The sequence below is a fragment of the Paenibacillus sp. O199 genome (assembly GCF_001636635.1).
GTDB classification, from domain to species: Bacteria; Bacillota; Bacilli; order Paenibacillales; family Paenibacillaceae; genus Paenibacillus; species Paenibacillus marchantiae.
The window spans coordinates 549,656-572,036 of the sequence record NZ_LGRP01000001.1; the positions used below are offsets into that span (position 1 = coordinate 549,656).

20 protein-coding genes are annotated in these 22,381 nt (G+C 43.4%); 4 read left to right on the plus strand and 16 right to left on the minus strand.

From position 1 onward, the window contains the following. The 3 genes from gndA to zwf form a co-directional block, all read right to left on the minus strand. A partial coding sequence (gndA, locus tag A6049_RS02830) for an NADP-dependent phosphogluconate dehydrogenase (RefSeq protein WP_240321283.1) occupies positions 1–1,173 on the minus strand: 1,173 nt, incomplete at its 3' end. A 60-nt stretch (positions 1,174–1,233) separates the two neighbouring features. Continuing rightward, complete coding sequence (fsa, locus tag A6049_RS02835; RefSeq protein WP_063563123.1) at positions 1,234–1,899, minus strand: fructose-6-phosphate aldolase; 666 nt, start codon at positions 1,897–1,899, stop codon at positions 1,234–1,236. A 41-nt stretch (positions 1,900–1,940) separates the two neighbouring features. Further along, the gene (zwf, locus tag A6049_RS02840; protein ID WP_063563124.1) at positions 1,941–3,458 is read right to left on the minus strand and encodes a glucose-6-phosphate dehydrogenase; all 1,518 of its coding nucleotides are present in this window, start codon (positions 3,456–3,458) and stop codon (positions 1,941–1,943) included. A 112-nt stretch (positions 3,459–3,570) separates the two neighbouring features. Between zwf and A6049_RS02845 the strand changes: the two genes are divergently transcribed. Beyond that, positions 3,571–4,458 (plus strand): LysR family transcriptional regulator, encoded by an 888-nt coding sequence (locus A6049_RS02845; protein WP_063563125.1) that lies wholly within the window; start codon positions 3,571–3,573, stop codon positions 4,456–4,458. 106 nt (positions 4,459–4,564) lie between these two features. Here the strand turns inward: A6049_RS02845 and A6049_RS02850 are convergent, their stop codons facing one another. The 4 genes from A6049_RS02850 to A6049_RS02865 all read right to left on the minus strand — a co-directional run bounded on the left by A6049_RS02850 (position 4,565) and on the right by A6049_RS02865 (position 8,105). Then, a complete protein-coding gene (locus tag A6049_RS02850; protein WP_063563126.1) occupies positions 4,565–5,236 on the minus strand; it encodes a hypothetical protein in 672 nt (223 codons plus the stop codon). 170 nt (positions 5,237–5,406) lie between these two features. After that, positions 5,407–5,991 (minus strand): cupin domain-containing protein, encoded by a 585-nt coding sequence (locus A6049_RS02855; RefSeq protein WP_063563127.1) that lies wholly within the window; start codon positions 5,989–5,991, stop codon positions 5,407–5,409. Between the two features lie 226 nt (positions 5,992–6,217). Then, positions 6,218–7,171 carry an aldo/keto reductase gene (locus tag A6049_RS02860; protein WP_063563220.1) on the minus strand — a complete coding sequence of 318 codons (954 nt, stop codon included), beginning with the start codon at positions 7,169–7,171 and terminating at the stop codon, positions 6,218–6,220. Positions 7,172–7,298: 127 nt separating this feature from the next. After that, complete coding sequence (locus A6049_RS02865; protein WP_063563128.1) at positions 7,299–8,105, minus strand: helix-turn-helix transcriptional regulator; 807 nt, start codon at positions 8,103–8,105, stop codon at positions 7,299–7,301. Positions 8,106–8,270: 165 nt separating this feature from the next. On the opposite strand from A6049_RS02865, the gene A6049_RS02870 reads away from it, so the two are divergent. Next, complete coding sequence (locus A6049_RS02870; protein WP_063563129.1) at positions 8,271–9,809, plus strand: hypothetical protein; 1,539 nt, start codon at positions 8,271–8,273, stop codon at positions 9,807–9,809. 486 nt (positions 9,810–10,295) lie between these two features. Here A6049_RS02870 and A6049_RS02875 read toward each other — a convergent pair whose 3' ends face one another. From A6049_RS02875 to A6049_RS02905, 7 genes are all read right to left on the minus strand, one after another. Beyond that, positions 10,296–10,682 (minus strand): hypothetical protein, encoded by a 387-nt coding sequence (locus tag A6049_RS02875; protein WP_063563130.1) that lies wholly within the window; start codon positions 10,680–10,682, stop codon positions 10,296–10,298. A gap of 19 nt (positions 10,683–10,701) precedes the next feature. Then, positions 10,702–11,445 (minus strand): hypothetical protein, encoded by a 744-nt coding sequence (locus A6049_RS02880; RefSeq protein WP_063563131.1) that lies wholly within the window; start codon positions 11,443–11,445, stop codon positions 10,702–10,704. Then, positions 11,445–12,749 (minus strand): SPFH domain-containing protein, encoded by a 1,305-nt coding sequence (locus A6049_RS02885; RefSeq protein ID WP_063563132.1) that lies wholly within the window; start codon positions 12,747–12,749, stop codon positions 11,445–11,447. The genes A6049_RS02880 and A6049_RS02885 overlap by 1 nt, the downstream gene beginning before the upstream one ends. A gap of 311 nt (positions 12,750–13,060) precedes the next feature. Next, on the minus strand, positions 13,061–14,128 hold the full coding sequence (locus A6049_RS02890; protein WP_063563133.1) for an ankyrin repeat domain-containing protein: 1,068 nt from the start codon (positions 14,126–14,128) through the stop codon (positions 13,061–13,063). Between the two features lie 205 nt (positions 14,129–14,333). Continuing rightward, positions 14,334–15,659: an MFS transporter gene (locus A6049_RS02895; RefSeq protein ID WP_240321284.1), complete on the minus strand. Its 1,326-nt coding sequence runs from the start codon at positions 15,657–15,659 to the stop codon at positions 14,334–14,336. 28 nt (positions 15,660–15,687) lie between these two features. After that, a complete protein-coding gene (locus A6049_RS02900; protein WP_063563134.1) occupies positions 15,688–16,452 on the minus strand; it encodes an ABC transporter ATP-binding protein in 765 nt (254 codons plus the stop codon). A gap of 10 nt (positions 16,453–16,462) precedes the next feature. Beyond that, positions 16,463–18,799, minus strand: coding sequence for an ABC transporter permease (locus A6049_RS02905; protein ID WP_063563135.1), 2,337 nt, complete (start codon positions 18,797–18,799; stop codon positions 16,463–16,465). A 327-nt stretch (positions 18,800–19,126) separates the two neighbouring features. Between A6049_RS02905 and A6049_RS02910 the strand changes: the two genes are divergently transcribed. After that, positions 19,127–20,101, plus strand: coding sequence for a serine hydrolase domain-containing protein (locus A6049_RS02910; RefSeq protein WP_063563136.1), 975 nt, complete (start codon positions 19,127–19,129; stop codon positions 20,099–20,101). Between the two features lie 117 nt (positions 20,102–20,218). Here the strand turns inward: A6049_RS02910 and A6049_RS02915 are convergent, their stop codons facing one another. Both A6049_RS02915 and A6049_RS02920 read right to left on the minus strand, forming a co-directional pair. Continuing rightward, positions 20,219–20,950 carry a DUF1361 domain-containing protein gene (locus A6049_RS02915; RefSeq protein WP_063563137.1) on the minus strand — a complete coding sequence of 244 codons (732 nt, stop codon included), beginning with the start codon at positions 20,948–20,950 and terminating at the stop codon, positions 20,219–20,221. Positions 20,951–20,984: 34 nt separating this feature from the next. Next, positions 20,985–21,518 (minus strand): hypothetical protein, encoded by a 534-nt coding sequence (locus tag A6049_RS02920; RefSeq protein ID WP_063563138.1) that lies wholly within the window; start codon positions 21,516–21,518, stop codon positions 20,985–20,987. A gap of 131 nt (positions 21,519–21,649) precedes the next feature. Here A6049_RS02920 and A6049_RS02925 point away from each other — a divergent pair, with 131 nt between their 5' ends. Continuing rightward, complete coding sequence (locus A6049_RS02925; protein ID WP_063563222.1) at positions 21,650–22,294, plus strand: spore coat protein; 645 nt, start codon at positions 21,650–21,652, stop codon at positions 22,292–22,294. Positions 22,295–22,381: the final 87 nt, after the last annotated feature.

Sequence of the window (22,381 nt, forward strand, 5' to 3'; positions counted from 1 at the left end):
GTCCAGAAGCAGGTTTTTCAATTCTGCATCCTTGTCATATGCTTCTTTGATGTTTTGCAGGAACTGCGAACGGATGATACAGCCACCGCGGAAGATCATGGCGATGTTGCCGTATTTCAGATCCCAGCCATATTCGTCTGAAGCTGCACGCATTTGAGCAAAACCTTGTGCGTAAGATACGATTTTACTTGCAAACAGCGCTTTGCGCACATTTTCGATGAACGCTTTTCTGTCGCCAGAGAATGCTTCAGTTGCTGGTCCGTTCAAAATTTTGCTTGCTGCTACGCGTTCGTCTTTCATTGCAGACAGGAAACGGGAGAATACGGATTCCGTAATCATGGACAATGGTACGCCGAGATCCAGCGCGCTTTGGCTTGTCCATTTTCCTGTTCCTTTTTGTCCAGCTGCATCCAGAATGACATCAACCATTGGTTTGCCGGTTTCCGGATCGTATTTGGAGAAGATGTCTGCCGTGATTTCAATCAGGTAGCTATCCAGCTCGCCTTGGTTCCATTCAGAGAAGATTGCATGCAATTCTTCAACGGACACATTCAGAACGGATTTGAGTAAGTGATATGCTTCACCGATCAACTGCATATCCCCATATTCGATACCGTTGTGCACCATTTTCACATAGTGTCCGGCACCATCTGGTCCGATATAAGTGCTGCAAGCATCGTCGCCTACTTTAGCGGAAATGGCTGTCAGAATGGGTTCAACGAGCGCATACGCACTTTCTTGTCCGCCTGGCATGATTGCCGGGCCTTTCAGAGCGCCTTCTTCCCCACCGGATACACCTGCACCGATGAACCGGAAGCCTTTGGCTTCCAGATCTTTGCTGCGGCGTTGGGTGTCAGGGAAGTATGCGTTACCTCCATCAATGATGATGTCGCCTTCGTCCAAGTGTGGCAACAGTTGTTCAATGGTTGCGTCCGTTGCTTTACCCGCTTGAACCATGATCAGGATTTTGCGCGGAGATTCCAGGGAAGCTACGAACTCTTCAATCGTAAATGCGCCTGTCAGGTTTTTACCTTCGGCTTCTTTGAGAAGATCGTTCGTTTTCTCCGGGGAACGGTTAAATACCGATACCGAGAATCCTTTGCTTTCAATATTAAGGGCAAGGTTTTTACCCATTACTGCAAGTCCGATGACACCGATCTGTTGTTTACTCATTATGTCCTCCCAATACTCTTTATATATAGTAGGTTAAAATTCGAGATCAACAATCCGTTATTACTGAACTGTTTTTTTCCAGTCTGCTGCGAATTTCTCCATGCCTTGATCTGTCAGCGGGTGTTTGGAGATTTGTTCAATGACGGAGAATGGAACAGTAGCAATATGTGCTCCTGCCATTGCTACACGTGTAACGTGGTCCGGATGTCTTACAGAAGCCGCAATAATCTGTGCATCCAGGTTATGTGTACGGAACAGCTCAGCAACTTTGGCAACCAATTGCACACCATCTTCGGAGATGTCATCAAGACGTCCCAGGAACGGGGATACATATGTTGCACCAGCACGAGCAGCTAGCAGCGCCTGGTTCACTGTGAAGATCAACGTTACGTTGGTTTTCACACCTTTTTTAGTCAGGTATCGGCAAGCTTCCAGTCCTGCAAGTGTCATTGGCAGCTTGATTGTGATGTTTTTGTCGTTGTTATTGATTTTGATCAGTTCGTCTGCTTGAGCAATCATCTCTTCAGCTGTGATCGCATCTGGTGTTACTTCCGCAGATACGGATTCAACTTCAGGTACTTCACGCAAAATCTCTTCAATACGGTCTTCGAATTTCACGCCTTCTTTGGCTACCAGAGAAGGATTCGTTGTTACACCAGACAGGACGCCGATTTTGTATGCTTTTTTGATGTCTACCAAGTTTGCTGTATCGATGAAAAATTTCATATTCAATTACCTCCAAGGGATATGTTTATTGTTTTTTTATGTTACAGATTTGCATTAACAGCCAAAGGAACTTCAATATCATCTTCAGCCTGCTGATCGGCAGGTTGGTCAAACCACCAGTGGTGCCCTTCCGCAGCGAGCATCTCATCCGACTCTGCTGGTCCATAACTTCCCGCAGGGTACAGATGAAGTGGGAGCAAATTCTCCTGGAATGCATCCAGAATAGGTTGTACCCAAGCCCAAGACAGTTCTACTTCATCCCAATGGGCAAAGAACGTTGGATCACCATGCAATGCGTCATGAATCAAGTTCTCATAAGCCTCGGCCAGATCCTCACGATCTGGTGACAGATCGATATGAACAGGTTTGAACTCCCCTTTGTTTTGCGGGTCGCTGGCATTCAGCTGCAGCGTCATGCTCTGGTCAGGACTCATCTCAATCACAAGCAGGTTCGGTTTGGAACCGTTAACCACGTTAGCCTGTCCAGATGGTTCTTTGAATTCGATGACAATGCGAGTTGATTTCTCCTTCATTCGTTTACCGGTACGGATATAGAAAGGTACTCCGCGCCAGAAGAAGTCATCAATCTGCAATTTTGCAGCGATAAACGTATCATTCATCGTATTCTCGGCAACACCGGGTTCAGCTGCATAACCGCTAACGGATTTACCTTGAATGTTTCCTGCAGCATACTGTCCGCGAATGACACTTGCACCCACGTTTTGCTTTTGCAGTGGCTGAATCGATTCCATAATGTGTTTTTTCTTCAAACCGACTTTTTCCGTGGTGCTGTTATATGGAAGCTGGATCGCCATCATCATAAGCAATTGCAGCATATGATTCTGGAACATGTCACGCACGGCGCCTACATGATCATAATAGGATGCCCGTTCTTCCACGCCAACAGTCTCATTAGCGGTGATCTGCACATTGGAGATATAACGGTTGTTCCACAATGCCTTCATGATCGGATTGCTTTGATGCAAGGTTTCAAGACGCTGCACCATCGGTTTTCCCAAATAGTGGTCAATCCGATAAATTTCTTCTTCTGTGAACGCCTCGCTTAATTTGCGATTGAGATCACGAGCCGATTGTAGATCATGTCCAAATGGCTTTTCGATCACAAGGCGTTTCCAGCCCTCAGTTGATCCAAGTCCACTACCCTGAATGTTCTCTGCAATGGGTTCGAAGAATTCTGGACCAACCGAAAGGTAGAACAGACGATTGGATGGAATGCCAAGTTCAGCCTCTCTTTGTTCCACTAAATTTAACAGCTCTATATAATCTTCCTTATGGCTTATATTCAATACACTATAACGGAAAGCCTGCACAAATGATTTCACAACTTCAGGATCAGCAGGGCGTCTGGAAAATTCATTTAATGATTTTTCCACTTGTGCCTGAAAGAATTCATCAGACCATTCTCTGCGTCCTAAGCCAATCAGCGAGAAGGATTCCGGAAGTTTCTGCTCAATGTATAAATTATATAAGGCTGGATATATTTTTCTTTTGGCTAAATCGCCAGTCGCACCAAATAAAATAATGCTCGTTGGTTCCATCTCACTATTCTCCTTCCAAGTAACTCTGGTTTCTTTGCTGTAGTTACACTATAATACGTTTCATAGCCATACAAGTAATTAATATATTTCACAGGAGCTATAGACGATATCTATGACAACAAATTATGAATTATATAAGGTATTTTATTGGGCTGCCAAAACAGGAAGTTTGACCCAAGCCGCCAAAGCGCTATATATTACTCAACCAAGTGTCAGCCACGCCATCAAACAGTTGGAAGAAAGCTTTGGTCTCACGTTGTTTTACCGGAATTCCAAGGGAGTTGCGTTAACACAGGAAGGTGTGAGTTTGTATTCCTATATTGAGCAATCTCAGATTCTGATCTCGCTGGCCGAGGAGAAAATGGCTGCATTGAAGAGTTTAGACAACGGAGAGCTAAGGATTGGTGGCAGTGATTCGCTGTTCAAGCATTACATGCTTTCCTATCTGGAAGAATTCCATGTGCTCTACCCTAACATCAAGCTGCATCTAAGTCATGGGACAACGCCTGAAGTCATCACGTTTTTGAAAGAAGGCAAAATTGATTTGGGTGTTGTGCGGATGCCCATCGTTGATCCGCAGCTTGAGGTCAGGGAAAGTATCCAACTCAAAGACTGCTTTGTCGCGGGCGAACGTTATGCTCAACTGAAGGATAAAGTTATGACATTGGAAATGCTGCTGGAGCATCAACTCATTCTTTTCTCCAGAAACAGCCGGGTTCGGATGGCAATTACGGAGCTGTTCAACAGTTATGGCTACACACTCAAACCTGAGATTGAGGTCGGCAGTGTGGATTTGTTAATCGAATTTGCACGGAGGGGATTGGGCATATCGTATGTCACCCGTGAATTTATTTCCAAAGAACTGGAAGAAGGATCTCTCTTCGAAATTCAGCTTGATGTTGCCCTGCCCCCTTCACATGTAGGCATCATGACAAAGCGTAATATGCCAATTTCACTGGCAGCCAACCGGTTTATGGATCTGATTTTCAAGGCGGATTAAGATTCGTCGGTCTACTGGTCTACAAAAAAAGTGCCTCGTCATCCCCAAAGGATGATGAAGCACTTTTTGTTATATCCATTTTTCTAAGTAAACAACCTACCAATTCTCATCTTAATTCAAGTTCTCTCAATCTGCTCTCAATTCTCTCAGGAATCATAGCAAACAGTTGCTGCCAGGGCATGAACAGACTGGGCTCAAGTACAAACTCCTCAAACTCCATAGAGGGTACAAACGCCTTGGTCTGCAGAAAACTTCGCACGCTGGCGTCAATTTCTTCATTGGTCTGGAAATAACCTTTGAACATCTCGTTTACGAGCAGACCATCACAACCCGCATTGGCGCCTGCTGCACTATACAAATCCGGCAACAGTTCAAACACCACAGGGATCGGAGAAAAGGCATGTTTGCCAGGTTGCGAGTAAAGACACACGTGGCGTCCAACCACATTAACTCGATTTTTCAGCAATCCCCGAAGTACTCTCCCATGGAAGCTGGCTTCACAGTCCACGACTTCACCGTCATGGCCCACATATATCCACACATGCTCCATTTCGTACAAATGCCCAATTTCATAATCCCACCAAATCGAAAATTCAATCACATATTGGACCGCCTCAACCGGAAAATGAATCTCCCGTTGAAATGACGGTGAAGGTCCTGATTGATCCAGAATGGAAACGCCTACAAAATCCGGGTAAAAGGGTTCATTTCGATCAAACATCAATACAGGTGCATAGCTCATCGCGGTTTCCAGCATTTCCTGCTCAGTCATAGTCATGGATCGTCCCTCCACATTCTTTGAGTGCTACTACTGTAACAAGCCAATGTTATGCCTATCTTAACAGAGAATCCGGAATGTGTTAATTGGAACAAAATTTAAGCCCGTAACTGGAAAATTTTCCGGTCACGGGCCTAAAATCGGTCATTTGATAGGAGAACGAGATAACGTTATCCCTTTGAGTTTTTGGATGATTTAGAAGCTTTGATCGCCTGATCGGAAACAGAATCCACACATCCAATCGGCGGTCCCAAAATCGCGTCATTTTTGATGGATGCCACCGCCGTCCTGTACGCCTCCTCATCAATACAGTATGCACGATGGGCTACTTCAGGCGGTGTTGCAGCCAGGAAGTCAGCCCCCAGCACAATGTCCGGTGTAGGTTGATCAAAAATCGTCAACAAGTGTACATCATCGGTCTCCGCCACAAACCAGTGAAACCATCCTTGAGGGAATATCGAAACCTGGCCTGGCTTCAAGTGATAACTTATCCGCTCCCGCTTGAACGGATCGTAAACAGAAGTGGTAATTTCCCCGTTGATCAGAACGACCATCTCGGTCACATTTGTATGCCAATGTGGCTGCACAATAATACCTTTGCTCATGTGTACATTGAAGAATCCATTTTTGATCGTAGGCAGCTGCGGTCCAAATAACTGGGTAATATAATTGCGCGAATCACGCTGATAATTCAACACCGCTGTCGAATCGGCCGCCAACTGAACATTCGGGGCTTGTAGAATCGGATTAGTCATACCGCTGTTTCCTCCTTGTAGGCGTACATCTCATTGTTGTACTGTATGCGCTAATTAGCGGAGATAATACCGAGGACACGGTTCCAATGCAATTTTTATCCGACCGTGTAACTTCATTTGTCAATTAGGTGAAGATCATCCACTCATAAGTAGAACACAAAAACACCCTTTTCCTGTTAAAACAGGTCTGGGGCGTTAAGTGTTTTATCTATAGGCTTGGCTTATATTAAGCAAGGCCAGGGTATCTTCCCCCTGCGGCAAATCCTTTGGGAGATATCCGTTCAATCTCAGCCCATTCATCATTGGTGAAAGAAACGTGCAAGGCACCAAGATTCTCATGAACTCTCTCCAAACTGCGAGTACCAGGAATCGGAACGATATGTTCTCCCTTTTCGAGTAACCAGGCGAGTGCAAGCTGAGAAGCAGTGCATTCTTTTTGCATAGCCAGTTCTTGGATCAGGCGCACCACCTCCAGATTTTTCTCGAAATTCTCACCCTGGAAACGTGGATAATGACGACGATAATCGTCCTCTGGCAGATCGTCTATCGATCGGATCTGACCAGTTAAGAAGCCGCGCCCTAATGGACTATAGGGTACGAGCCCAATGTTCAACTCGCTGAGCAATGGCAATATCTCATCTTCGAGCTCACGACTCCACAATGAATACTCCGTTTGGAGTGCTGTGATGGGGTGAACGGCATTCGCACGACGAATAGTCACTGCAGACGCTTCAGACAGACCTATATAACGGATCTTTCCCTGCTGTACCAGATCGGCAAGTGTTCCCACCGTTTCCTCAATGGGAGTATTGGGATCAGGGCGATGTTGATAATAGAGATCTATATAATCCATGCCCAGGTTGTACAGACTGGCATCTACTGATTTTTTGATATACGCCGGATCTCCCTTGGGCCCCTGGGTATGTGTTATACCGAACTTGGTCGCTACAATAGCATCGGCTCTTCGCCCTTTGAGCGCGCGCCCAAGCAATTTTTCGTTGCCTCCAAATCGCTGCTTTTCATATTCACCGTACAGATCAGCTGTATCGAACATCGTTACTCCCGCATCCAGTGCACCCTGGATTGTATGAACGGATTCTTGGTTGTCTGGCATCATCATCACGCCCAGCCCAAGCCCGGATACCTGCAATTTATCGCTTCCCAACGTTCTTGTCTTAATCATGTGGTTCCCTCTTTTCGTTAATAAATAGAAAGATATTGAACTTGTATTCATTCTATTTCACGAACAAAGACCCAACCACAGTCTGTTTATGCTAGTACTAGAATTACCACCCTGATCGTTATTGTCACTCCACAACGGGGATGTACACACAACAATGAATACCTGACTGTTCGTTAAGATTGCTCATGGAAAAGATATCATAGGCATGGGCAATACCATCCGTCCGATCTGTTGTCTCGAGAAAGATCCGGTTGACTTTTTTCTGTTTAATCTGGTGCAGGCTCCAAATATTTTGAAAATCCGTGCTGTCTTCGATCAATTGTTGAACTATCTGGTAAAACTCAGGTTCACCCGGGTACTTGTCATAGTACGTACGAAACACCGCTACCGAATGCCGTGCAAATTCATCCCAATTATGCATACGTTCCCGGAGCGTTGCATCTAGAAATAACATTCGCATCATGACACGGTCGTTCACGTTCATCGAGGAAAAGTCAAAAAGCTTCTCATTCGCTGCCTCATTCCATGCAAGTACTTCAGACCTTTCATTCGTAATAAATGAAGGGTATGCAAGTTGACTAATGATACTCTGCCATCCCCCTTCGAGATGTGAATAGGAGGCAGGGAATTCATGCTCTGCATTGGGGTCCCATAAACGAAATAGGTGTCCCTTCTCTTCCTCACTTAACTGGAGTGCACCCGCTATACTTTCCATAACCTCTCTAGACGAGTTAACCTCTCTCCCCTGCTCAAGCCACGTATAATAAGTTGCACTGACACCCGCAAGCACGGCAACTTCCTCACGTCTTAATCCCGGCGTTCTGCGTTGTCCATACGATCCGGTGATCCCTGCTTGCTCTGGCTGAATCCGGCTCCTCCGAGATTTCAAAAATTCACCTAGTCTTTTACTTCGGCTAATACCTGTAGTCATAAATAACCTCCCTTAGATATTCAGATTTCTATGGATTCAAATACGGCTCTATCCAAAATGGATGTAATTGAACGCCTTTGATATAATTCTTTTATTATCATTTTGCAAAATCCTTAGTTTACAAGAAGCTTAGCATTGATTTATACAGAACGAAAGGAGCACAACATGGTCCCAACGATCGGAGACATTTACTGTGTATACGTCGAAAGTTTACAACAATATGCTGCCTGCCAGGTAACTGGCCTGAAAGAAACCGGGAGTAAGGGGTCACGCCAGCTGGCCGCAATCCTGCAATTGGACTGGTCAGGAGATCAGCCGCCCGATGAAACGGAACTTCTGGATATGAAACCGTTGAGCTGCAATTACTATTTTTGGAAAGGCAATTGGGATCACAGCTTCGTGAATGCTGAGGTTCCACCGCATTATGTTCTTGCAGGTAATCGGGCTCCACTCATAACGGAAGAAACCCGAAGTTATAGCGCAGGATGGCAGATCGGAGAGAGTCTGTATTGGCAACATCAATGGGACGCCATCGATGAATCACGAAGGGAACAATTCAAACAAGCTGCCGAAGACTATAGTGAAATTCCACTAGGTGATGCAATGGTGAGAAAAAACACCAGTATCCTGCGCAACTTCAGACCAACCTCTGCCGAGGATGTCGTCGCACTAGTCCAGTTTCCTTGTCTTACACATATCGAAATGCGTGGATATACGGAAGACATTATTCCTTTTTTGGAGCAGAATCCCTTTATATATGAACTTCATATTCATGAACATGGACAAACCGCGCTGGATTTAAGCAAAACACATCTAACCAAACTTGTGCTGGATATGAACCGTGTGAACAGCTTGACTCTTCATTCCAGGATCGAGTTTTTAAGCTTTATGGGAGACGTGTCCCCTGACTTGCATGTGAATGCTTATGAAGAAGGCCACCAAATGACGTTGAATGTAGCAGCGACCGTACCTCAGATTACAGCGTTATCTCGGCTTGGAGGTTTGTATGTTCGAGAGATTACGGAGCTTGATTTGCAGCCTGTTGTACATACTTATCCTGAGCTTTCAGAATTAAGATTGTGGGGAAAACCCGGCAACGTAAGCAATATACAGTCAATTCAGCAATTGACCTCTTTGCAGACCTTATCCATTAACGATCTTTTTGGATTTAAAGGAGAAGATTTCCCTGGCCCCGAGCAGCTTCCCGAACTAAGTACACTCAGGCTGACCAGCCTTCCCTCAGACGCCGCCAAAACCATTAAGGCAAACTATAAAAAGGCAGCTCAAACCCGAATCGCTCTGGAGATTGGCAAACCACGCAAACCGGAATGGCTTGCCGAAAATCTCAACAATCCTTTTCGGGATTGGGACGGGAGGGATCACATCAAAGCAGCGTATGCCAAAAAAGCAGCTCAAACCTACAAACAACACCTCAAAGAAATTCGAAGATTAAGTCAAAATATGAGCGATTTGGACCTTATACAGAAACAACTGATGTTATTAGTGGAGAAGTACACTGAGACGTTTAACCAAATGGAGGCCAAAGCCAACTTTATTGAAACAATCGAACGTGAAGAAATTTATAATGCCCTTGTTGAATTGTTGGATCAATTGGAATCACAACCGGGAATTGACCAGACAAGTGCTATTAAAGTTAATCGCAAGGAGCTGGATGAAGTGTTTGAACACAGGAGAGATTTTTAGATTCAGGATGTGTGAGATAAGAGGTTCTTTCTCTTACTTTTATCCGCAAAACGAGCTAAAGATAAAAGCCTGACTCCATAGGAATCAGGCTTTTATCTTTTTCGTGTCCATTCAGAACTATTTTACGGAGCTTCAACAGTTGTTCCACAATATTCACAATCCGTGGATTGCTTCCGATATACCTTCGCCTTCGCACCACATCCCGGACAACTCACCGAAACCTTCCTTTGTGGTTCCTCGACCTTTTCTTCAGCGTCTTTTTTATCGGATATATTAATCTCTGTATAGTGGATTGTATTGTGACTGGTGTAACTAACGGTATTGCTATTGTAACTTGAATAAGGCAAAGGGTATGCCAATTGCATAAATCATAAAAATGATCCAAAAAACTTTCTCAACATCAAGATTCCTTCAAAAACAAATCTTTATAACCGGCTTCTATCACATCGGGAATCAACAAAATGGTCATGGTGTCTATTATGTTAGCTAGGAGATCCTCATCGTTGTTCCACAATACTCACAGTCCGCAGACAAATTCGGATATACCTTTACCTTGGCTCCACACCCCGAACAATTCACAGATACAGGTTCTTGCGGTTTCTCGTATTCATGATCGTGGTACTCATCCTCATAGTACCCTTCATCATCATATTCCTCGTCACTGTCGTAATGGTATTGATACTGATCAGCCTTGGGATGGAATTTAGGTCGACTACACATTTTAATTCCTGTAACAAGTACGATAACGCCAGGTATAAAAAGAATAATCGTACTAATAATAGCCATTTCGGTTCCCTGGGATATTAATAATATAGATAATAAGATGGTCAGAGATGAAAGTATAATGAATATAATTCCAAAAAATTTCTTCACAGCTTTTCCTCCTATGAATTTATGATTTGCTTGTCACGATCTGTTGATTCCGCTCTTTCAAACGGGACTTTAATCGGGATAGTTGTGAAGCAAGATGCTCGCTATTCACCAGTTCCCCTGCTTCGTAATGAGCTGAAAGCTCACTGTTTATCTTTTCAATATCCATCAAAATCTGGCGGTCATTATATTCAAGTGAATGTGGAGTGATCGGGTCACTATATTTTACAAGTTCTATTAATGTTTGAACGGTCTTCCTATCTTCTTCCGCAGTCAGAACGGAATGGCGCTCCATCGTGTGAAACAGCTGCTGCAAAGCGTTTTCAATCAAATGTAGATTGACCAATTTCGTTTGCTCAACGGCTTCATTACGACGTGTACTTTGAATAAAGATCAAAATGATGCCACACAGAATGAGGGCGATAGCTAAAGTTACTGTATGTAACAAAACGAACCAGCGGAGACCATGATCTGCTAAACCTGTAAACAGAGAATATATCATTACACAAATCAGATACATCACCAACACAATCCCTAGTGCTGTGTAACCAGGAACCAATTGTTTAAAGCGATCCATATGTAGCATGACATACCTTATATAAATCCAAATCGCCGTAATCGCGACATAAGAAGCCACAAGATTCATCCAGAAAGAAAACGATACAATGGCATGATTAAACACTGTAAAAGAAACGACTGAGGCTACAAGCATGCTGATCAGATAGATGGCATCCAAAATGAAAAGGTTGCTCCGTTTAATTATCACTATCCCTGCCCTCCATCTTGCAGATTGTTTCCGCAATCCAGACAGAATTTCTGACCGGGCTTCACTTCGTGTTGGCATTGACTGCATTTCAAGGACAGACTGGAGCCGCAATTGCCGCAAAATTTAGTTTGACCCGAATTCATATGATTGCACTTAGGGCATGGGCTAGGCATCGGTTCGTGACACTGAACACATTCCAAAGCATTCTCCGCATTATCTGCCCCGCAGGATGGGCAGGCATAATATTTGTCACCACAATTAGGACAAAATTTGGTCCCTTTTTGCAAGGCATGTCCACAGTTGTTACAACCGGTCATTGCTGATTTTTCGGCAATTGAATTCCCACACTTGCTGCAAAAAGAACTATGCTCCTGGTTCGGATGACTGCAATGTTTGCATATGCGTACAGCAGGTGTTTCCGTTGTAGCCATCACTTTGGACATCTGGGACATCTCGCTGCTGAATGATCCTCCCAGTCCAACACCCATCCCCATACCAAGCCCTGCACCCATTATATCCGATTGCATGCTTCCTTCATTTTTGGCTGCACCTTCAAGCGTATCGAATGAACGCTCCTGTTGATAGGTGTACCCGATAATATCCATTTCGGCTTTGCGTGCCAACGCTTCTCTCAAACGAATGACCGAAGGGTCCTCTTCAGGCAGATTGACATTGTGGATATACAGGTTGATTAACTCAATACCAAATTCTTCGAAAGCAGATGCAATCGTATCAGCAAAATGTCGTGATATTTCTGCGATATAAGCATTGATTTCCAGTACACTTACTTTTCTATGTATTAGATAGGAAGACAGCATGGAGTTAATGTTCATAATAATTAGCCCGCGAAAGTAATTGACCATATTAGCCTGGTTAAATTCAGGCAGTGTTCCCACAAGTTTGACCAGAAATTTGCGAGAGTCTGCTATTTTTATTCCCATCTGTCCAAATGCTCTCACGGGAACGATAATATTATATTTTGGGTCCTGTATCTGAATTGGATTTGCTGTTCCCCATTTCACGTCTAGTGCGCTTACTTGGTTGACGTACCACACTTCTGCTGCAAAAGGTGATTTACCTCCGAACGGAAGGTTAACGAGCCGGTTTAAGATCGGGATATTCGCTGTACTTAGCGTATGTCTTCCTGGCCCGAACATATCAAGCGCCCTTCCATCCTTAAAGAGGATCGCCTGTTGGGATTGATTCACAATCAACTGGGTCCATGTTCCCAATTCATTCTCAGGATGTTTCCAAGCAAATACATCTGGTGAACCGTCATACTTGATTACATCAATAATGGCCATTTCTCTTCCTCACTCCAGTAGTAGAATACTATAATTTCATTGAAACAATTGTACTAACAATCGATTTCTAACAATCGCTTTCTAACAATCTAAAGTTAACCATTTTATATCTTACTTATCTGCTAATCTTTCAACTAAAATGTTTTTTCATGTTTAGGCATTGCTATTTTACCATTTATAACCTCCTTTCGCACTAGTATAGTTCATATTTCATGAGATATTTTTCCTATAGATGAATGGTATAGACACTAAAAAACCTCCTGTATATCGACAATATACAAGAGGTTCTTGTGATAGTGGAGTCCCTCTGGTTAATTCAGGAGATTATCCATATATGATGCGGGATCGGCCATGAACGCTTCGAACGTCGAAATCGTTCCAATCACCTGATGTTCAATATCTGCGTAGCCAATCATTTTTTTGCTTGGATTCCAGACGATCAGGATATGGGAGTACTGATCCACGTCAGAGGATATACGCAGCAGTTTCTGTCTGCCCATCTTCATTTCAACCGTATCGACCAGATGGAAGAATTCGATGTATCCCACGCCGGACGATTTGTTCGGCAAGTCGATTCTTCGCGGACCTTCCGTTAGAAAACGGATTAATGCATCCGGCAGCTTGTACGATTTGAGCACATGCAATTTATTGCTCAGATTGTGAAAGTCTTGCGGCTCATGAGCTTTCAAATACTCTGCCATTTCCGCATTCTTCTGACTGATCGCAATCGTATACGCCCGTTCCCCATCCTTCTCTTGAATAGTTACATCCGCTCCACGCTCTACCAGAAATTGAACCATCTTCATATGGTTGTTGCGAGCCGCTACCGTAAGTGGTGTAGCCTTGTATGGATACACCATATCGGACTCGTTGTAATTGATGTCCACGCCCTCGTCTAGCAAATACTGAACCATCTTCATATCGTGATTTGAAACGGCTTTTCTTAATGTTTTTCCACCATATTTTCGAATATCCAGTCCGAGGCCCTTCAGCACTGTGATGTTCTTTTTGTTACTGTAATAGGCTTCATCATACGCATTCGACTTCACCTTGCTCAACCCGTTCAATTTGGCACCCTTCTGATGCAAATATCGGATGATCTCTTCCCCGCCATATCTGACCGCCTTGAGGATTGCTGGATTATCCTCCACATTTAGGTTTACTCCGTTATCTACCAAAAGCTTGACCACTGCCTGTTGATTGGTGATTAGAGCAATATCCAATGGCGTCAACGCTATGTATTTACTCAGCGTAATCTCTCTTTCGAGATCCATGCCCTGTTTAATAAATTCTTCTACAGCAATAACATCTCCCTTGTAAATCGCTATGGCGTGATCAGGCAACGTTTCAAACGTACCTTGATTTCCGATTTTGAACAAAAGATGTAACCTCCTTCTGGTTAAATATCTCATGATTACTAGTCCTGTGATGCTCATTATAATTAGTATACCTGCTATCCTTTTCATTTGTACAAACCTCTACCAAAATCATGATTCCAGTCCTAAAGCCTTTCAAACAAACCAACCCCGAAACATAAAGTTCCGGGGCCAATATCATCCTTTAAACTACATCACATCAACTCAATCAATCATGCGCTAAATTCGTTGGGTCTGTTGGCACAATATCAACCCCCTTCTCTAATCCCTTAATGGATTTAAGTTGAGAAGTGATGACTGCAATAACGATAACAAACACCCCTGCAATAATAAACAACAACGCAATGCCTCTTCCCGGACCAACGCCGATATATGATCCTACGGTCGAAGCTAGTGCTCCACCTTCCACCAAAAGCGGGTTGAAGACACGGTCTGCCAAAAAACCTGCGAGACTATAGGATACAATAAAACCCAATTGCGATAATATGCCGATGATTCCCCACACCCTGCCTTGCTTCTCGTTGGATATGTTATTACGCACTAATACATCTGCACTCATATTGATAAAAGGCAGGGAGGCCAAAAACAGGAAACCTGCAAAGATAATGATAAAAATATTGGTGGAAAATCCCAAGAGGGAGAATGATATTCCGGACATAACCAGACCCAGAACAAGTATTTTTGAATATTTTTTACTCATGGTGAACATGCTAATGCACAGGCTGCTAATCAGCATACCGATCGCGCTCACAGATAGAAACGTGCCAAGCATCCTTGAATCCGAAAATGATAAGATCATAGGACCAATGAGTGTCTCAAGAAATCCAAGATAAAACGTGATGATTGAAATAATAATGACGAGCAGAAGCACGCCTTTATTCGTCGTGACTTCAATCCAGCCATCGTTTAGCTCAACAAGCCAAGGCTTCCTCTCATCATCGCTTCGCGCTGCTTTAATGCTTTTCCGGATAACAAGCACCGCTAGAATGGCAACCATATACGTCAACATATTAATGACCAGAATGACTTCAATGGTTGTTATACTGAGCAGAATTCCCGCTAGAATGGGCGAAAATAGAAACTTGGATGATTCGGCGAGCTGCATCAGCCCGCTGCCCTTTGAATATTGATCTTTATCGAGTAAATCGGTGGCTGAAGCCTTATAGGCTGGACTTTGAATAGCCGAGAACACGGAACTGAAAGTGACCCCAACATAGAGATACCATAGTTCAATATTTCCGATCAGGATCATGATCCAGATAAAAACGAGACCACCGGCAGAACCAAGATCACCTATGACCATCATCATGCGCCGGTCAAAACGATCTGCAAGGACTCCACCTATAGGACGCAACAAGATATTAGGCAAAAAGGTAAACAGTGTAATCAGCGCCACAGCTGTCGCCATATGGGTTTTCTCAAATGCGTACACTCCAAGGGAGAATGCCGTCATTCCGATCCCCATTGTAGATATGAGCTGTCCGAACCATACCATCAGAAATTTGCCAAATGACTTGTTCTCCATCTGTTTCATTGGATAAACCCCTCTCCAATTAACCGTGTTAGAACCCGTGATCCGTTAGCCATTTACCTAAGCTACTCTCTCTCGCTTTAAGGTCATGCTGTTTGTTAAACTTGCCCATGTTACGATCTGCCACCAGTTTGCCGTCCATCATGAATAAAACCCGTTCAGATCGAGCTGCGACTTTGACATCATGGGTAACGATTAATATCGTTGTTCCAGAAGCATTAATGTCTCCAAGAATATCCATGATTTCATTGGTTGAACGTGAATTCAGTGCTCCCGTGGGTTCGTCGCCAAACAGAATATCAGGCTGATTGATCAGTGCCCTGCAGATGGCGATCCGTTGCAATTGCCCACCCGATGCCTGAGTGATATTGTGGTTGGCCAGTTCATTAATCCCCATTTTTTTCATCAAATTGAGTGCTCGTGTATTAATGGAATCTCTACTGCTTTTTTTGGCCAGATAAGCAGACAGAATGATATTGTCGAGTAGATTCAGATTTTTCAACAGATGGATGTTCTGAAATATAAATCCCATCTTGTTCAAGCGAAGCTGTGCCAATTCTTTCTCCGAGAAATCCGAAATTATCTTGCCAGCAAAATAAACACTCCCGCTACTTACCTGATCCATGCCGCTGACATTGTATAGCAAGGTTGATTTTCCTGATCCCGACGGACCCATAATCGAGACAAATTCGCCCTTCTTCAATTGAAAATTAATATCCTTCAAAATAGGATGCTTCTCACGCTCACCAGTACTGTACGATTTGTTCACGTTTTTGGCTTCCAGGATTATAGTCATGGTTGTCCCCCTATTCGATAATCATTTTGGAAATGCTGGATTCTTTGATGGATTGAATACTGATTAGAGCGGTACAGATAATCGTTACTGCCAGCAGCAGCGGACAAAGTACGTACGCCTGTAGCGGGTCAATGACAAAAAACATATGAGACGCTCCGAAAGAAGCCATTATTGCACTGATCAACCACTCGCCTGCAGTATTCGATAGCACGGTTCCTACAAAGACGCCAACACCCAAAACAATAAGGGACATTGATACATATTTGAATTTAATTGTGGAGATGGAAAATCCCAGACTTCTGAAAATCGCGATATCACCGCTGTCCTTTGCGACAAGCATTTTCAGGAATAATGATGTGATCAGGATCGTAACCAATACTGCTACAACAAGCGCCAACACCGTAACCAGCTTAAGCTGATGAATTGTTCCTCCGAGTGTTTGATATAAGTAGCCTTTTAAATCGGTCACCTTTGCAGGAGAGAACGCTTGCTCATATTCCGCAATTTTATCTGAAATCTTACTACCGTCATCTTTCAAATCCAAACTTACGACATACCAGAGCACACGATCCTTGTTATAGGGCAGCCGTGCTTTGGCAGTCTTTCCACCATTGGTCACATCCTGATATACACCACTGACGGTCATTGTTTTTTCCTGTCCATTTACGATCAGTACCAAGGAATCTCCTGTCTTCTTCTCCATGTCTTTACTGTTCGCATCAGACAAAGCAATTTCATTTTCATTTTTCGGTGCTGCGCCATTCACGTAAGACAAAGGAAAAACGTCAAAGTCACCTGTCTCTACGCTTAAATGATCATAGCTACCTTCACTGTTAAACACTTTGAATTGGCTTGTGACAAGGGGTGAGTATCGAAGTACGTTCTTATCCTTTTGAACATAATCAATTAATTCAGCGTAACGCTGTTCGATATCTTCAGAATGCCTCAGATCAATACGCATATCGCTTTGACCTACACCCATGTAAGAAATGAAGCTAGGAGCTTGTAACGTATGGAGGAAATTTATAGGTACGATCATAATAAATGAACTTATAATAAACACAAACAACAGCAAACGGAACATTTTCATTCGTTGGATGACTTCTTTTAAGCCTAGAAAAACTGGAACCGATAACCACCGATTTTGAGACAGGCTTAGTCTGTTTTGACTTATTCTCGTCTCACCCATACTGCCCGAACGTAATGCCTCAACAGCTGAAATGTGATTAAAACGCCGAAGCACACGGTTGCAGAAAAATACAACGATGGCAAATATGAAGACAGCCGCAAACAATGTTATGCCGTAGTGCAACCATGTCTTGGGAGCTGCCCCCATGTAGAGCAACATATTGGACATGAACAAACGGTTAACCCATAGTGATGCTAGAAATCCTACGATAGAGCCCAATCCTGCCATAACAACATATTTGCTCAAGTAGAGTTTCTTAATATTACGCTCGGATATGCCGATAGCTTTCATGACGCTAATCTCTCGATAATCTTCTTCAATAGTTGCGAGCATAGTGAAACGAATGCAGAGTAAAGCGATCACAATCAAGATCAAACTGACCAGAATGACTATAGCTGCGACTACCCCATCCGTCAACGCATTCAACAACTGAAACAGATTGTAGTTCACAATAGGACCAGCGTTCGGCAAACTCGTATTTTGATAGGCTTGGGTAAAGTCGCTAATCATCTTGGAATCTCTAAGTCGAAATTCAATCAGATACTCCGACTCTCCCGTATTTTGTTTCAAGGTTTGGAATTCACTCTGACTGATGACAAAACGTTTGGAGTGAATGATCGATGGATTCATTTGAGCATCACGTACAAATTCCACAATCTTGTATGTTCTGCTGAAAGAACCGTCTTTAATATGAATACGGTCACCAATGCTCAATTTCTTCTGCTGCAAGTAGTAAACGGGAACCGCGATTTCTCCATCATTCACCTGCACAATCTCACTATCCAGATTCAGCAGAAAATCAAAATCCTGATTTTGTACAACAAAATCAAGATCCATGATACTGTTTTTCTGGGCCTCCGCTCCAAAAAACAAATGAGAACCGTCAATGTTAATCATTTCTACGATCTGGTGTTTATCTACCATTTCATTTGTCTGTGCCCATGTATTCACCTTCATTATATCCAGTTTACCTGCATGCATTTGCACAACATGAGGCGTCTTGGATTCTGTAAATAAATAGTGAATTGAATTGGTTAACTCCATAATCATTCGTGTACCTGAAGAAACAAGTAAAGCCGCTAGTAAAATAAAAACAAATAGAGCGATGTTGATTCCTTTTTTCCTAAAAAGATCATTTCTCAACATACGTAATAGCATGAATAACACTAGCTCCTTTGTATGGAACACTACTTTGGAATAATCAGGTACACTTTATGTAATTAATTTTTGCCGATATGTCCAACCCTACAGACCAAAGCTCATGTTCCTCTTTTCCTGTAAAATAACCCCATTTATTATGTGACCCGATTGTATCAATAAATATGAACAACTGAATCAGTCTGCGGTCCAGTTCTTACTAATCCCTGAGTCTGAGTGAGGTGGATGAATTGAGAACTTATTTATTCCTATGCTATGATAATGATTCAAACCTTTTTCTAATGAATACTCAATTTATGGGGTAAGTCCCAAATAAGAAAGGACACTATGAATCCTTCATCCATACCATCCATGTTGCATCAAATCATCCCGCCGCTGGATCTGCGCAGTTGCTTAGTCAGCGTGCGTGATGAGATCATATACGAACACTACCGTAATCAAGAAGCAGCTACCCATATTGCCAAAATCAATTCCTGTACCAAAAGTGTGTTGTCCGCGCTCATCTGTATTGCTATGGATCAAGGGGTGCTGCCTGAGGCTGACACGCCGATCTCCACCTTTTTCCCTGAGCTGGTATCAGACTCTGACCCCCGCAAACCTGAAATAACGTTAGAGCAGTTATTAACCATGACAGCTGGATTCAACTGGGACGAATTCGGAGGACAGAATTCATTTCCGCGTATGACGCGTACGGATTACTGGGTGAAGTTTGCGTTGGAGCAACACTTAAGTCATGTGCCAGGTACATATATGGAATACAATTCAGGGGTATCGCAGATATTGTCTGCCATCCTCATGCAAAGTACAGGTATGTCCGTAGCTGGGTTCGCGGAACGTTACTTATTTGGCCCGTTGGGGATTCAACAGTATGAATGGGAAAGTGACCCACAAAGTGTACATACCGGGGGGTTCGGTTTAAAAATGTTGCCGCAAGATTTACTAAAATTCGGACAACTGTTTTTGCAACAAGGCATGTGGAACGGGCAGTCGCTGATTTCGAGTGATCTTGTTAGCCGCTCTACAAAACCTGCCATTTCGGTTACTCCACCCAATCATGGTAGTTACGCTTGGCATTGGTGGGTAGATGCTTATACCAACGAAACTTCGGAAGCTAAGGTTGCGGAACAGCCCACTTCCATACTCCACTATTATTACGCCCGTGGATTTGGTGGTCAATTTGTATATATCGTCCCGTCCCTGGAACTCGTTGCCGTGCTCACCAATGACAAACGAAAGAAGGAAAAACCTCCACTGGATGTGTTCCCCCAGCGGATTGCTCCTGAACTGTTAAAATGCTTGTAGCTTTCTTCGTTTTCATTTAATGGGTAATAAATAACCCCCAACCGTTAGGGAGTTTTCCCGAATAGTTGAGGGTTATTTATTACGGCTTTATTAGAACTAGACATGCCAGGCTCTCGATTATCGCAAGCCTTGCAGTTCAGCCTCTGAACTTCCTACCTCCGTCTTTCTATCACGGTAAGATCTGGTATTAATTAGATAGTATAACGTTGCGTAGATCGTAAGAATAAACGTGCCAAAGAACATACAGAAAGCCAGCGATGGACGACTTACACTCTCATGCATAAGTTCAACCAGCGTCTCTCGATTGGTTAACGCATCCCAGCTGTTCAAGCGATATACACGTCCCAGCAGAACACCGTAACTCCCCAGTGCACAACCCGCTAGCACAAATATCCATGAAAACCATCGTCCCAGTTTGTGATGGATCACTTCCTGAAGCTGATACATCGAAAGAAATCCGAGCAATAAACCCGTCCAAACGAACATCAAAACCACAATTAAGTCATACCAGTACTTGTAGTCCAATCCATTGCCTCCGCCATAATAGCGGGAACTGCGTGCCGTCAGGTGGACAAGATCCGTTACAATGTAGGAAGAGTTCGGGAAGAACAATAGCCAGAGCAGTCCGCTTGCAACGACAAACCATGTTGCCCCTTTCCATTTAACATGGCTAAAGCCATAGGCCACATATGAAAACACAAAAGGAATCCAGCCCAAAAACAGATTCCAGATAAGGAAGCGAAAATAGCGCTGGTCCAGCCAATCCGCAGCTGCGTAATACAAACCTAGAGTCACCACTGTGACCACACTAAGGAAAATAAATACTTTGATATAATTCAGTTTTCTCAATGATATTTACCTCACTTGATCCAATGAAATACATTCAGTTCCGAAAATAACGGATAATCTCTTCCTTGTTCTTTTCCACACGCAGATTCAGTCCACGTTTATCCTTTAACCCATATTGCTGTAGTTCATGTCCCGGATCAAGCACCAACGGTTTTGTTACTACATCCTCCAACAAGTTCATTGTCAGTTGATAGGCTTCACGCAGCTTATCCACCGGAATAATCGATTCATATCGCTTGATCAACTCAATCAGACGTTCCGCATACACTAGACGCACCATACTGTCCGCACTCATCAGTTGTCTTGATGCGAATGCTGTGACTGCGGCAATAATCAGCGGATTTGCATGATATCTGGCAATCGACGTAAGCTCATCAACCGCGTCCCAGTTCATGATGGATAATTCAGAGGTTAACTGACCTATTCTTTCTTCCATCCATGTCTGCTCCAGCTCTTGCGGCACATCCCATTGTTTATATTCTGCATAAACACCACCACGATGCATCTGAACAGCGCTCCCATAATGTTTAACGAATAACGCTTTGGGAACACTCCAATCGATTTCCATCCAACCACCACCATACCTGTCTCTATTTTCGCTTATAACCAGCACACATTACATAAATTTACTGTTGAAGACCATACTAGGATCATACCATTTCCCAAAGGAGAATCAAATTCACAATGAATCCAAATTCAATGCAGCCTCCAGACCGAATACAACCAGCTAACAACACAAATTCAGACTTCACACCCCACTTGAACCATGGCGGGCATGAAATGTTCGATATGCATGAAATTCTGTCAGGAGCCATCAACGTATTGGATCAATACATGATCTTCAGGACGTTTGTACAAGATACTGAACTTCTTCATATTCTTGATCGTCAATACAACTTCATGTTATCCCAATATAATCTGACTGCAGAATGTTTCTCAACCGGGCACAAGCCTCATCACGAGACTGCAACCTACATGATTCCGAACATCGTGCAACCTGTGTATGGCCTCAAGCCGTCCGCTCCGAAAAAGCCAAATCAATCCCTTTCGGATGTCAAAGATGCAGGCATCAGCGGTCATATGCTGGGATTAATCAAGTCTCACGCCTCTTTGCTGGCTATGTCTGCACCTGAAATTACGAATGGCGCCGTACGCCGGGTCATCGCTTCGCAGGTTCAACAGTTTATCGAGATGGCTTACGAAATTTTCACGTATCAAAATCAACATGCCTACTATCAAGTGCCTCAACTCAGTACAAATGATACCACACAGATGCTTCAGGCCTACGTTCCAGCAAACGGCACACCTCAGATGCCAATCAACAATAAACCACCTCTCCATTAATTTAAAATAAGCTTAATCAACAAAGAACAGTATCTTCAACCCACTCAAGGTTGAAAGATGCTGTTCTTTGTTATTTCCAGAATCAAC